Annotated in this window: 9 protein-coding genes; 2 read left to right on the top strand and 7 right to left on the bottom strand. The window is 66.3% G+C overall.

Features of this window, described 5'->3' with window-relative positions; genetic code table 11:
• Positions 1 to 6: 6 nt before the first annotated feature.
• Positions 7 to 741, bottom strand: coding sequence for a peptidoglycan editing factor PgeF (gene pgeF, locus FIV34_RS17100; protein ID WP_139984729.1), 735 nt, complete (start codon positions 739 to 741; stop codon positions 7 to 9).
• Between the two features lie 2 nt (positions 742 to 743).
• Positions 744 to 1721: a 23S rRNA pseudouridine(1911/1915/1917) synthase RluD gene (gene rluD, locus FIV34_RS17105; RefSeq protein WP_139984730.1), complete on the bottom strand. Its 978-nt coding sequence runs from the start codon at positions 1719 to 1721 to the stop codon at positions 744 to 746.
• A gap of 69 nt (positions 1722 to 1790) precedes the next feature.
• On the opposite strand from rluD, the gene FIV34_RS17110 reads away from it, so the two are divergent.
• A complete protein-coding gene (locus tag FIV34_RS17110) occupies positions 1791 to 2621 on the top strand; it encodes an outer membrane protein assembly factor BamD (protein ID WP_139984731.1) in 831 nt (276 codons plus the stop codon).
• A 34-nt stretch (positions 2622 to 2655) separates the two neighbouring features.
• Here the strand turns inward: FIV34_RS17110 and FIV34_RS17115 are convergent, their stop codons facing one another.
• From FIV34_RS17115 to FIV34_RS17135, 5 genes are read right to left on the bottom strand one after another with little or no spacing between them, the layout of a single operon-like run.
• Complete coding sequence (locus FIV34_RS17115; RefSeq protein ID WP_139984732.1) at positions 2656 to 4272, bottom strand: NAD+ synthase; 1617 nt, start codon at positions 4270 to 4272, stop codon at positions 2656 to 2658.
• Positions 4273 to 4326: 54 nt separating this feature from the next.
• The gene (locus FIV34_RS17120) at positions 4327 to 5025 is read right to left on the bottom strand and encodes a M15 family metallopeptidase (protein ID WP_246058662.1); all 699 of its coding nucleotides are present in this window, start codon (positions 5023 to 5025) and stop codon (positions 4327 to 4329) included.
• Positions 4985 to 7540: a membrane dipeptidase gene (locus FIV34_RS21415; protein ID WP_139984734.1), complete on the bottom strand. Its 2556-nt coding sequence runs from the start codon at positions 7538 to 7540 to the stop codon at positions 4985 to 4987. The genes FIV34_RS17120 and FIV34_RS21415 overlap by 41 nt, the downstream gene beginning before the upstream one ends.
• A gap of 4 nt (positions 7541 to 7544) precedes the next feature.
• The gene (locus tag FIV34_RS17130; RefSeq protein ID WP_211352651.1) at positions 7545 to 10538 is read right to left on the bottom strand and encodes a TonB-dependent receptor; all 2994 of its coding nucleotides are present in this window, start codon (positions 10536 to 10538) and stop codon (positions 7545 to 7547) included.
• 42 nt (positions 10539 to 10580) lie between these two features.
• Positions 10581 to 12068 carry a transglutaminase-like domain-containing protein gene (locus FIV34_RS17135; protein WP_211352652.1) on the bottom strand — a complete coding sequence of 496 codons (1488 nt, stop codon included), beginning with the start codon at positions 12066 to 12068 and terminating at the stop codon, positions 10581 to 10583.
• 154 nt (positions 12069 to 12222) lie between these two features.
• Between FIV34_RS17135 and FIV34_RS17140 the strand changes: the two genes are divergently transcribed.
• On the top strand, positions 12223 to 13371 hold the full coding sequence (locus FIV34_RS17140; RefSeq protein ID WP_139984736.1) for a DUF819 family protein: 1149 nt from the start codon (positions 12223 to 12225) through the stop codon (positions 13369 to 13371).
• The last annotated feature ends 12 nt before the right edge of the window (positions 13372 to 13383 follow it).

Consider the following 13383-nt stretch of genomic DNA (forward strand, 5'->3'; position numbering starts at 1 on the left):
CCAGGGTTAGCGGGTCCAGATCAGGCTGGCGAACCGGCCGCTCTGCGCACCGTCACGGCGATAGGAAAACAGGCGCTCGTCGGTAAAGGTGTCGAAACCCCCGCCGCTGACCTGGGTGATGCCTGCCGCCGCCAGGCGCCGACGGGCCAGGACGTACAGGTCACAGAGCCAATGCCCGGGGCGGGTGGCCTCGAACGCCTCGGCCGCGCCGGGGTCATGGGCGACGAAGGCGTCGCGCACCTCCTCCCCCACTTCATACGATCGGCCGCCAATCGCCGGCCCGAGCCAGGCCTGGATGCCTTCGGCGTCCATCATCTTCAACGTGTTCTCGAGGACCCCGGCCGCCAGCCCACGCCAGCCGGCATGGGCCGCACCGATCACCTGGCCATCGGCCGAGGCGAACAGCACCGGCAGGCAGTCCGCCGTGAGGATGGCCAGCACCTGGCCGGGGCCACGGGCGACGGCCGCGTCGGCCTCGGATTCCGGGACGGCAGCCACCGAGGCGTCCGCGACATCCGTCCCGTGCACCTGCTTCAGCCACAGCGGCGCCGCCGGCAGGCCCAGTGCGGTGACCACGCTGGCGCGGTTAGCCGCCACGGCGCCGAGGTCGTCCCCTGAGCGCAGCCCGAGATTCAGCCGTCCGTAGGGCCCGAGCGAGACGCCCGGCCCCTGACGGGTGGACACCGCGGTCTCGACACCCTCGGGTGCCGGCCACTCCGGGCGGATCCAGGCGTCGACCACGGTCAGTCCTCGATCGGGTGGATGGCCGTGTCGGCGCGCAGGGCCTCGATCAGGGCTTCCTGGTCCGCCGGGCGCGGCGAGGTGAAGGCAAGCGCCTCCCCGGTGATCGGGTGGGTGAAGGCCAGGTGCTCGGCGTGCAGGGCCTGGCGCTTGAACCCACGCAGGGCGTCGATCAGGTCCTGGCTGGCGCCGCGCGGCAGGCGCAGGCCGCTGCCATAAAGCTGGTCGCCCACCAGCGGGTGGCCGATATGGGCCATGTGCACGCGAATCTGGTGCGTGCGGCCCGTTTCCAGGTTGCACTGCAGGACGGTATGGGCGCGGAAGCGGTCGCGGACCCGGTAATGGGTGACCGCCCGCTTGCCGCCCTGCTCCTCGTCACGGATGCCCTGCTTCAGGCGATCGTGCTGGTGGCGGCCCAGGGGCTCGTCCACCGTGCCGCCGGCCACCATGGTGCCCAGGACGATGGCCTCGTACTGGCGGTGGACGTCGTGCTCGGAGAGCATCTTCACCAGGGCGGTCTGGGCGGCGATGGTCTTGGCGACCACCATCAGGCCCGAGGTGTCCTTGTCCAGGCGATGGACGATACCCGCGCGCGGCACTTCGGCCAGCGACGGCACCCGGTGCAGCAGGGCATTGAGCATCGTCCCGGCGGGATTGCCCGCCCCGGGGTGCACCACCAGGCCCACCGGCTTGTCGACCACCATCAGGTCGTCGTCCTCGTAGACGACGTCCAGGGCGATGTCCTCGGGCTGGGCATTGCCCACTTCCACGGCCAGTTCGGCCTCCAGGACCACCGACTCGCCCCCGTGCAGGAGCTGGCGCGGCGCCGCCGGGGCGCCGTTCAGCAGGACTTTGCCGTCCTTGATCCACGCCGTGAGGCGCGATCGTGAGTATTCCGGGAACATCTCGGCCAAAGACTGGTCGAAACGCCGTCCCGCGGCCGTTAGTGGCACTTCGGCCTCATGTCGTACCGTCGTCATACCGCCCCGCCCGGCCGAAGGCCGGTTTCGGCTATCATGCCCATTCGCTTAAGCATCCGAACCCTCTCAATGCGTGCAACTAAGATCACCATTCTGCTCGTCCTCGCCTTGTCGATGAGCGCCTGCTCGATGTTTCGCAGCAAGAAGGAGACGATCGACACCATGCCGATCGACCGCCTTTATGCGAACGCGCACGATTCGCTGGAGCACGCCGACTATGCTGCGGCGGAAAAGGCCTACCAGCGGCTTATCGCGCGTTTTCCGTCTGGCGATGTGAACGAGCAATCGCAGATCGAACTGGCTTACGCGCAGTACAAAGACAACAAGCCGGATGACGCGTACTCGACGATTAACCGCTTCATCAAGACGTTCCCGACCCATAAGCATGCAGATTATGCCTATTACCTGCGCGGTCTGATCAATTTTGATCGCACCGGCGGCATTCTGGAGCGTTACCTGCAGCGTGGCGATGATACCGGCGCGACCCGTCGCGACCAGGGTTTCAACCTGACCGCGTTCGACGATTTCAGCCAGCTGACCCGTCGTTACCCCAACAGCGCGTACGCCACGGACGCCCGCCAGCGCATGATTTACCTGCGTAACCAGCTGGCCCGCTTCGAAATCCACGTGGCGGAGTACTACCTGCGCACGAAGTCGTACATCGCCTCGGCCGACCGCGCCCAGTACGTGGTGGAGCATTACCAGCAGTCCCCGGAAACGGCGGACGCCCTGGCGATCCTCACCCGCAGCTACCTGGCCCTCGACCGCCAGCCGCTGGCCGACCAGAGCCGCAAGGTGCTGGCCCTGAACTACCCGGACCACCCGTACCTCACGGACCCGAACTGGCCGCACCACCCCTCGATCTGGCGCAAGGCCATCCCGTTCTCGGGACACCACTAAAAGAAGAAGCCGGCGAAAGCCGGCTTTTTTTTGCTCAGCGCCAGCCCGAGGTGATGGGGTAGCGGCGTTCGCGGCCGAAGGCCTTGGTGGTGACGCGGGGGCCGGGGGCTGCCTGGCGGCGCTTGAACTCGTTGATGAAGACCATGCGGATCACCCGGCGCACCGTGGCGTCGTCGTGGCCAGCGGCGATGATGTCTTCCGCGGAGGCCTCGCCTTCGATGAAGTGCTCGAGGATCGCGTCGAGTTCGTCGTACGGCGGCAGCGAATCCTCGTCCTTCTGCTCGTGGCGCAACTCCGCCGACGGCGGGCGCTCGATCACCGCCATGGGGATGGCGCCATCGACGCCGGCACGCCAGCGCGACAGGGCGAACACCACCGTCTTGTACACGTCCTTCAGCGGCGCGTACGCACCACACATGTCGCCGTAGAGGGTGGCGTAGCCCACCGCCATCTCGCTCTTGTTGCCCGTGGAGAGCAGCAGGCGGCCGGTCTTGTTCGACATGGCCATCAGCAGCACGCCGCGCGCACGCGACTGCAGGTTTTCCTCGGTGATATCCGGGGCACGCCCGGCAAACACCGGCGCCAGCGCGCCGGTGAAGGCCTCATAGATGCCTTCGATCGGCAGCACGTGGTACTCGACGCCCAGGTGCTCGGCCTGCGCCTTGGCTTCGCGTAGCGAAAGGTCCGAGGTGAACTGGGTCGGCATCATCACCGCGGTGACCTTGTCCTTGCCCAGGGCGTCCACGGCCAGGGCGAGGGTCAGGGCGGAGTCGATACCGCCGGAAAGCCCCAGCAACACGCCGCCGAAGTGATTCTTGCCTACGTAATCGCGGATGCCGCGGACGATGCCGGCATACATCACCTCGTGGGCGCTGCGCGTATCCGCGGCCGGCCAGTCGATCGGGGTCAGCTGCTTCGTGCTGCTGTCGTACTCCACGCCCAGCAGCAGGTCTTCGAAGAACGGCGCGCGGGCGGCGATAGTGCCGTCCGGCTGCACCAGCAGCGAGTGGCCGTCGAACAGGAGATCGTCCTGGCCGCCGACGAGGTTGACGTAGGCGATGGCCACGCCGTTCTCGGTGGCGCGTCGGCGCAGCAGCTCTTCACGCGTGGCGGCCTGGCGCTGGTCGTAAGGCGAGGCGTTGATCACCAGGATCAGCTCGGCCCCCGCCTGCGCGGCATGGGCGGCCGGCTCGGCCTCCCAGATGTCCTCGCACACCAGCATGCCCACGCGGACACCTTCGATGGTGAACACATGGGTCTCTTCGCCGGCACGGAAGTACCGCTTCTCGTCGAACACCGTGTAATTCGGCAGTGCCTGCTTGTGGTACGTCCACTCCACCTTGCCCTCGCGGATCAGCGAGGCCGCGTTGAACACTTCGCCGCGGGTATCCGGGTAGCCGACGATGGCCGCGATCCCCGTGAGGTCCGGCGCCAAGGCGGCCAGTTCACGGCCGCAGGCTTCGAGGAAGCTGGGACGCTGGAGCAGGTCTTCCGGCGGGTAGCCGGAGATCGTCAGTTCGGGGAAGGCGATAAGCGAGGCACCGAGGCGGTCACGCGCCTCGGCCGCCAGGGCCCTCACCCGCTGCGCGTTGTCAGCGGTGGCACCGACCGGAAAGTCGTGCTGGGCCAGGGCGAAGCGAAAGGTGGACATGGGGGATCCGTGGGGTTCGCGGGGATCCCCCATGATACCGCTTGTGCCGGACGCCTACTCCACGGGGACGTCGTAGATGAAGGGAGGCACGGCGGACGGCAAGGTGAAATGCCACCACTCCTGCGGGTAATTACTGAAGCCTTCCGCCGCCATCGCCTTGAGCAGCCGTTCGCGGCTGGCCTTCTGCGCGGGCGTGATCCGCGGATCGGCGGTGTGCGCGAGCGGATCGAAGAAGTCGAAGTTCGTGCCCATGTCCAGCGGCTCGCAACGAGCACCATCGCAGTGCATCAGCGTGAGGTCCACCGTCGCACCGCGGCTATGACCGGAGACCGGCGCGATGTATTCGCCGAGCAGCTTGTCCTTGCCCAGGTTCGGGTAGTGCCCCGCCTTCGTCGAGGTGTCGGAGAGATCGCCGGCCCAGCGGACAAACGCCGTGACCGCACGTGCCGGGCGGTAGCAGTCCCACACGCGCAACCCGTATCCCTCGTGGCGCAGCCGGGCCTCGACGCGTGCCAGCGCCTTTGCCGCATCCGTGCGCAGAAAGCATTTCGCGGACTTGTACCCGTCCACGGGGGCACCGGTGAAGTTGTCCGAGCCGGCGTATTTCACGTCCTCATCGAGGCGGGGCGACAGCGTCCGGACATCGACCATGCCTGCTTCAGCCATGGAATGCGCGGGCGACAGGGGTGGCGGCGCATCGGCCGCCACGGCTTCAAGGGCAAGCGCGCACGCGAGTAAAAGCGAGGTCTTCAAAATCGTTGCTGAAATCGGCATCGGGATCGACCTTGGTCAGACGTAGCTGGTCCGGGGCGGAGAGGTCGAGCCATGGCTCGGCGTCCATCCGCTTGCCATCCCACTGTACGAGGTATCGCTGTCCCACGCGCTCGAGCGTGCCCTTCATCACCGGGGAGCGAGCCGCCGTGAAACGTATACCGCCCTTGCCGGGGCACACGCTCACCTCACCGAACCAGGGGTCGTGCCATACGCCCGTGAAGCCGGCAGCCTCCTTCGCCGTGGCGACGACACGCCCCGACGTATCCGGTGCACGCGACGCGTCCGGCGCGGCGGACGTCGCGGCGGCGATGCGGTCCGCGTACTCACCCACCGTATGCGCTTCGGCGGGCGCGGTGAACCGCTTCAGCATCGTTTCGGCCAGGGTGTCGCGCGCATCCTCGCTACCGCCGCTCATGAGGATGACGAAGCCACTACGGCGCTCGGGCAACAGGCTTACCGTGGAGTAATAGCCGGACAACGTGCCCGTGTGCGACACGCTCCACTGCCCGTCGACATCGGCCAGGCGCCAGCCATACCCGTAGCCATACAGGTGCGTGTCGTTCCAGGCGCTGCGGCGCTCACCGACCGCCATGGGGTTCTGGATCGCCCACAGGGGCGCACGCTGCGCCGTGTCGAGCCAGCGCAGCTGTGCCTCGTCGGGTGACAGCCAGTTGCCGGCCCAGCGCAGCATGTCGCCGAGGTTGCAGCGAATGCCGCCAGCCGCGGCCGACGTGATATCGAGCACCTCGCAACTCGCCAGGCCAAGCGGCGCGAACACCTCGCGGTGCATGAGCGTGTCGTACGAGGCGCCACCCGCGGCGGCCGCCACCTCGCCGGCCACGACGTACATGAGGTTGTCGTAGGCATAGGTCGAACGAAAGCTGTGCGCCGGCTTGAGGTAGGCCAGGCCGGCCAGGATGTCCTTGCGGGTGAACGTATTGGGTTCCGGCCACAGCATCAGGTCACCGGCCCCTTCGCGTAGCCCGGTGTTGTGGATCAGCAGGTCACGCACCTGCATCTGCTGCGTCACCCATGGGTCGTTCATGCGGAAATCGGGAAGATACTTCGTCACCGGGTCGTCCCAGCGCAGCTTCCCCTGCGCCACCAGGCGGGCCAGCAGGGCGGTGGTCATGGCCTTGCTGTTCGATGCGATCTTGAATCGGGTCGTCGCATCCACGTCCTTGCCCGCGAAGCGGGTGAACGCCACCTTGCCTTCGTCGATCACGCCGATGGCTACGCCGGAGACCTTGTAACGCGCGACGGCTTCGTCGACCAGCTCGTCGTTGGAGGCGACCGCGGGTTTCGCCGTGGCGGCCTGGATATCCGCGCTCCACACCCGCAGCAGGTTACCGCCCCATAGCTTCGCGATGTCGGCGTCGGAGAAGCCGCGGCGTTTCAGGCCAGCGGTGACGTTGCGGGTTTCCGAGGCATCCATCCAGCCGGTGATCTCGCCACCGCCATCGAAATCCGAGGCGATGCCGACATGGTCGATACCGGCGACCTGGACCATGTGCTGGATATGGTTGAGGAAATCGTCGAGCGTGGCCAGGGGATGCTCACGCTGGATGGCCTGCATGCCTTCCGCGTACGCCGGCAGGTAGTCGTGCTTTTCGCTGTCGTAGGCAGTGTCGCCGGCACTTTTCGCGACGCGTGCCTGCAGGGCCCTCTCGGCCGCTTCCCGTGCCGGGTCCTTCTTCAGGAACTCCTTGTAGGCGACGGCCTGCACCACGCCACCCTTTGCCGCCACGGCGCGCAGGAGATCGTCGGGCAGGTTGCGTGGGTGGTCGGTGAGCGCCCGCGATGACGAGTGCGACGCGATGATCGGTGCCTTCGACAGCGCGAGCACGTCACGTACGCAGGCATCCGACGCATGCGAGATGTCCACCATCATGCCCAGTGCATTCGCGCGTGCCACCACCTGGCGCCCGAACGGCGTGATCCCGAGGTTGCTGTCGGGCTTGTCGCCAAGGTCCTTGTCCGGCAGGGAGCTGCCGCACAGGTCGTTGTTGCCCACGTGCGCCAGCCCGATGTAGCGGGCCCCGCGCGAGAAGGCGGTGTCCAGTCGGCGTATATCGTGTCCCAGCGAATAGCCGTTCTCGATACCGATCATCGCGGAGAGCACGCCTGCAGCCTTGTTCGCGCGCACGGCGTCCGGGGTGCGTGCCGCACGGATCTGCCCCGGATAGGTCTTCAGCATCCGGTCGATCGCGTCGTACTTGCGCGTCGCCTGCGCCACGGCCTTCGCATAGCCCGCCTCGGTTAACGGCCCCTGCGCGACGTAGATCACGAAGAACGCGGCATCCAGGCCGCCCCGGCGCATCTTCGGAAGGTCCACCTTCAGTGGGCCGTCCTTGCCCGGGTCGAACTTCGGATCCGCCATATACGACAGCGGGATATCCACGTGCGTATCGAGGGTGAGCGGGTGGTCCTGCGCCGCCGCGGCCGAAGCCGCGACGAGCAGGGCGAGACAGGTCAGGCGTGTCGTCGGCCGCATGGCGTCAGAAATCGATCGAGACGGTGAGCTGGCCAAAGCGGGGCGACTGGAAGCGCTGCGGCTGGAGGAAGGTGGGGTTGAGGCCACCGACACTGGTCTGCAGGTCCTGGTCGACGCCGAGCGTGCGCTGCTGGTTCAGCACGTTGTACAGGGCGAACTTCACGCGCAGGTTGTTCTTCTCGTCGATCGGCAGCAGGTAGGTGATGCTGGCGTTGAGGTTGAAGGTCCACGGCGTGCGGCGCTCACCCCGCGGCGAGCGCTCGTACACACGGTTCTCGGAAACCGGGTCCGCACAGTTGGAGACGCAGATGAAATAGCTGTGGTACACGGTGCCGTCGTACGGATTGCCCACGCCGTAGCCGGTGATCGGGCTACCCGACAGCGCCGTGACATCCGCACCCACCTGCCACTGCTTGCTGATCGCGTAGGTGCCGCGCAGCTTGAACTGGTGGCGATGGTCGTTCGGCAGGTAACCGCCGTTGAGGTTCACCCAGGGATCGTCGAAGTTCTCGGTGCGGCCGGTGTCGTCGAAGTTGGTATCTGAATTCACCGGCCCTTCGGCATTGCCCCGGCTCCACGAGAGCACGTACGAGGCGTTGAACATCCACTTCTCGTCCCACGCGCGGTCCAGCTGGAATTCCAGCGAACCGAAGGTGCGGCGCGGCTTCTTCCAGCCTCGCTGGCCAAGGTAATTGCCCTCGGCGTCATACATCGCCCAGCCCTGCTTCGACGTGTCGATGGTGATATAGCCGTCGGGCGTGCCGTCGCAGTTGGTGTCGCCGTAGACGGTGGTCTTGCGGCCGGGGTTGCCCATCACATAGCCGATGTAGCCATCGCCACCGCACTGCGGCGTGGCGCTGATTTCCATGTCATCGATGGCGTTGTGCAATTTACGGTAGGTGCCGCTCACGCCCCACGACCACTTCTCGTCCAGCGCCTGCTGGAAGCCGAGGATCGCCTCGTCCTGGTAGACCGAGTCCATGTGCTTGTCGACTTCGGCACGCAGGTCGCCCACGGTACCGTTGCCCTGCGAATCGTCCACCGGGCCGATCTGCGGCCCGAGGATGGGCACGGCGTACTGGCCACCGTTGCGATCGAGGATCTGGTAGCCATCGAAACCGTAATACGTGCGCTGGTCCAGGAGGCCGCCCGCCTGTTTGATGTTGATCACGTTGGCCACGGGGAGGTAGTAACGGCCCAGGTTGCCGAAGATCTTGGTGGTGCCGTCGCCCTTCATGTCCCACGAGAAGCCCAGGCGCGGGGCAATCATGTTGTCCATCTTGATGTAGCTCTTGCCCTCGCCCGTCTTGTTGTCGAACGCATCGCGGCGCAGGCCGGCGTTGAGCAGGAAGTCCGGGGTGATGTTCCAGTTATCTTCGATGTAGTACGCGTTGTTGTCGGTTTCGAAGGTGCCTTCGATCTCGTAGCGGCGCGCCCGCACGTAGGCCGTGTAGCCGTCCGGCACCACGCCACCGTTCTCGATCGTGGCGCCCGGCGTCGTCGTGTAGATGTTGTAGTAGTACGCGCCCGGGCCCGGGTAGTGTCGCGAATAGTCCGAGGTGTCCACTTCGTGGTCGTAACCGAAGCGGAGGACGTGGTCGCCAAGGGTCCACTCGAAGTCGGCGCGGCCCTGCTTGCGGGTGTCGTTGCGCTTCTCCACCGCGGTGCTGGTGCTGCAGCCCAGCGGCACGCCCGGCGACGGCACGGCGCTGACGCGGGCCACAGGATTGCATTCGGCATCCGACAGGCCGCGGGTGAAGTCCTCGCGGTTGTTCTTGCCGTACATCAGCTTCATCGACAGGTCGTCGACGAGGTAGCTGGTGTAGGTGGCATTCCAGTTCTTGCCGCCGGTGTCGCTGTAGATCTCGTCCTGCTTCACGCCCTTGGTATGGCTGTCGTAGTCGTAGCTGTAGACCGAACCAACGTTGCTGTCCTTGTCCGAGAAGGCCATGAACTCGAGCAGGTTTTTGTCATTGATGTGCCAGTCGACCTTCGCACCCCAGAAGCCGGAGTTGGTGTCGTTCTGCGTGAGCACGGTGCCGTCGTTGTCCGTGTTCTGCGGGGTGTAGCCGCGCGCCTCGTACATGGCGAAGAAGAACAGTTTGTCCTTCACGATCGGGCCGGAGGCATACACGTTCATCTTGGTGCGCGTGTAATGGTCCTCGGACGAGGTGATGTAGCGCTCGCCGTCCCAGTAGCGGTTCTTCGTGGTGGACTGCCAGTCGCTGGGCTCGAAGGTCATCTCCGCGCCAGCCTTGAACTCGTTGGTGCCCGAGCGCGTCACGGCGTTGACCACGCCACCGGTGGTGCGGCCGAACTCAACGGAGTAGCCGCCGGTCTTGACCTGGAACTCCTGGTAGAACGCGAACGGTGCTTCGGAGAAGCCGTTGCGGTTGTAGAAGTCGGTGACGTTCAGGCCGTTCACGTAGAACGAGTTCTCGGCCACGGACGAACCGCCAAACGAAATGCCGCCGAAGCCGGCATTGCCCTTGTTCACGCCCGGGGCAAGCAAGGCCACGGACTGCACGTTCTGGTCCACCGGCAGGCGGCGGATCTCTTCACGGCTCACGTTGGTGGCGGTTTCGGTCGAGCTGATGTCCACCGCGGAGATCACCACCGGCGCGCTCACCTGCACGCCTTCCAGGTCGGTCGGGCCTTGCTGGCGCTCAACCAGGTTCACCGTGGTCGCGTTGCCAAGGCTGACGTTCACCTCGGCCGTCTGCCCGACCGGCTTGCCGTCGAGGCTGCTGTCCAGCTGGTAGTGGCCCACCGGCAGGAACGGGAAGCGGTAACTGCCGTCCTTGTCCGCCGTCACCGTGCGGGTGAGCCCCGTGGAGGGGTCACGCACCGTCACGCTGGCGCCGGGGCGCGTGCGGCCGGTGATCGAACCATCGGTGTTCGCGGCGTGCGCTCCCGGCGTTGCACACAGGCCAAGGCCTATCGCAAGGCACAGGGCGCCGTGGCGCAGCATGCGCCGGTTCGTCTTGGTATACCCCATCTCCCCACTCCCATAAGATGATGTTTCGGGTTGTCGGCCAGGCTATCGGCGCGCCGAAGCGTCCCCTCGCGACGGGTCGACGCGATGCCAGCTGAAGTCGTAGTCCCACTGGTCGAAGTACAGGTTGCCGCCCTTCCACTCGACCTCGCCGCGCTGCGAGTCCACCGTTTCGGAACGGAAGAACTGCTTCGCACGGGGCTGGAAGGGCTGTGAGAAATCGTCGTTGAAGGCGACGCGGTAGGCGTCCAGCCCGCCGAGGTAGAAGTACTCGAGCTTTGCGTCGCCGTTTAGGCGGCCAAACGTCACATCCATCGGCACCCAGCCATACGGCGCGAGGTACACCTGGCCCCAGTCGTGGATGTTGTTGTACTTGCCGTCGGAGAACATCCAGCCGGACTGCCAGCGCGCCGGGATGCCGTTGTAGCGCAGCAGCGTGATCAGCAGCAGCGTCTGCTCCCCGCAATCGCCGTGGCCGGCATGCAACGTGTAATCGCTGATGTTGGAAATCGTCGAGTATTCGCGGGCGCCGGCCCAGGGGATGGTGTCCACGGCGGCGAAGAGCTTCTGCGCGATGCGATAGGGGTTGGTCTCGTTGCCCACCACCTTCTTCGAGTACGCCTTCAGCGCATCGGTGTAGACGATGTGCGGGGCGCGCTCCTGCACGAAGGGCTTCAGCTCGGGCGTGATCGGACTCGCGACGACCTTTGCCGGATCGATGTTGAAATCACGCGCGTACAGCGTGGCTTCCCAGGTGATCGAAAACACCGTGGGCTTGCCGGCCACGGCCTTCTGTTCGAGGTAGACGGTCCGCTGCAGTACGTCGGTACCCGACACGGTGGCGTCGCCGGCGGAGTGACCGACCAGCCTCACCCCTTCCTGCTGGCCCGTGATCTCGCGGGGAAACGGCAGCCATGCCCGCAGGGTCTCGCCGGCGGGCACGGCATCGGCGTGCACCGTCACCGTCTGCGTCACCTGCTCGCGCATCGGCAGCACGCTGCTGCTTCCCGTGCGGATGGCCGCGGCGCGGATCGCACGGTGGTGGTCGTTGAGTACTTCGTTGGGGCCATCGTCGAACGGCACCGGATCCTTGCGGCGGGCACGGGCCTCGGCGCTGATGCGAAACAGGTTGCCGGGCGCGCGGTTGAAGTACAGCGTGCGGCCGTCGATCACCTGCTTTTCAAGCAATCCCTGCGCATCCCAGACTGCGAACTCCGCGTCGGAGAGGTCCGGGATCTGCTTGCGCAGGCGCGCTTTCACGGCGTCGGCGTCGAGCTTGAAGTCGAGCAGGATGCGGCGCATGCGCTCGCGCTGGAACAGCAGGGCCTCTTTCTGGGCGGCGTCCGTCGCCGGGTTCGCAAGGGCTTCCGTGATCGTCGCCTCCGCCTGGGCAAAGTGCCCGGCATCGATCTGGGTGATGCTGGTGGCGGTGGCATCGGCCGCCCGGGACGGCGTCGCGGCGAAGGCCAGCGATGCCAGGAGGCACGCCGCGAGCGCGTGGCGAAGTAAGGCTGGTCGAGTGGCCGCTTGCACCGTTCGGTATCCCCGTTGCACCGTGGTGGGTGGGTCGTGCGTCAGGGCTGTGTAACATGCTTGCAAACGCTGGTCAATAATTTATGCTGCTAACCATATCGTCAGGAATACATATTCCTCGACGCCGTGAGGCACCACCCTTGGGAGGGGACGCGTGATCCAGTCGGTTTGGCCTTACCTGGCCGTGATGCTGCTTGCCGCCGGCTTCTGGCCGGCCATTGAGAGGCGCTTCGGCTGGAAGGTGTTCGAGGTGCTGCCGCCCATCGTGCTCACCTACCTCACCGTCACCGCCCTGTCCGTGGCCGGGCTCTGGTCCGCCTCGCCGGAGATCCACGCGGCGCAGGACATGCTGGTGAAGCGAATGGTGCCGGCGCTGCTCTTCCTGCTGATGATCAACTGCGACCTGCGCGCCATCTTCGCCCTGGGGCCCCGCGTGCTCGGCGTGTTCGCCTGCACGTCGATCAGCCTGTTCGCCGCCTTCGTCCTGGGCTACCTGATCTACCGGCACTGGATGCCGGGCAACGGGTGGATGCCGCTGGCCTCGCTATCGGGCAGCTGGGTGGGCGGTACCGCCAACATGATCGCGGTGAAGCAGGCCATCGGCATGTCCGATACCTCGCTGGCCACCACCCTGCTCACCGATGCGCTCTGCTACTCCATGTGGGTGGTGGTGCTGTTCGCCGTCGCCCCGCTGGCCCCGGCCTTCAACCGGTGGACGAAGGCGCGCTCCAGCGCCGACATGGCCGTCGCGGAATCGGCCGTGCGGGCACCGGCCACCGGCGACAGCGTGCTGTTGTGGCTCGGCCTTGCGCTGGGCGTGGCGGCGCTGGCCACCGCCCTCGGCGAGCGCCTGCCCGTCGGCAGCATGATCACCTCCACCACCTGGACCATCCTGCTCGCCACCGCCGCCGGCCTCATCGCCGCGCATACCCCGCTGGCCCGCCTGCCGGGGGCGCAGGCGGTGTCGAGTGCGATGCTGATCTCGGTGGTGGCCGTGCTGGCCTCGCAGAGCAGCTTCGCCGGCATCGCGGCCGCGCCGATCTACCTGCTGTGCGGCGTCACCGTCATCGCCCTGCACGCCGTGTTCCTGTGCGGTTTCGCGCGGCTGTTCCACTTCGACCTGTACCTGTGTGGCATTTCCTCGCTCGCCCATATCGGCGGCGTAGCGGCTACGCCGGTGCTGGCCGCCACCTATTCGCGCTCGCTGGTGCCCGTGGGCATCCTGCTTGCGCTGCTCGGATATATCCTCGGTACGGGCTTCGGCCTCGTCGTTGCTTCCGTGCTTTCCGCGCTGGCTGCCTGACATGGACCTTGC

It is taken from the genome of Luteibacter pinisoli, assembly GCF_006385595.1.
GTDB lineage: Bacteria > Pseudomonadota > Gammaproteobacteria > Xanthomonadales > Rhodanobacteraceae > Luteibacter > Luteibacter pinisoli.

Excerpts from the sequence above, each read along its gene's own strand:
- rluD (WP_139984730.1), bottom strand. The coding sequence starts at position 1,721 with ATGACGACGGTACGACATGAGGCCGAAGTGCCACTAACGGCCGCGGGA.
- FIV34_RS17110 (WP_139984731.1), top strand. The coding sequence starts at position 1,791 with ATGCGTGCAACTAAGATCACCATTCTGCTCGTCCTCGCCTTGTCGATG.
- FIV34_RS17115 (WP_139984732.1), bottom strand. The coding sequence starts at position 4,272 with ATGTCCACCTTTCGCTTCGCCCTGGCCCAGCACGACTTTCCGGTCGGT.
- FIV34_RS21415 (WP_139984734.1), bottom strand. The coding sequence starts at position 7,540 with ATGCGGCCGACGACACGCCTGACCTGTCTCGCCCTGCTCGTCGCGGCT.
- FIV34_RS17130 (WP_211352651.1), bottom strand. The coding sequence starts at position 10,538 with ATGGGGTATACCAAGACGAACCGGCGCATGCTGCGCCACGGCGCCCTG.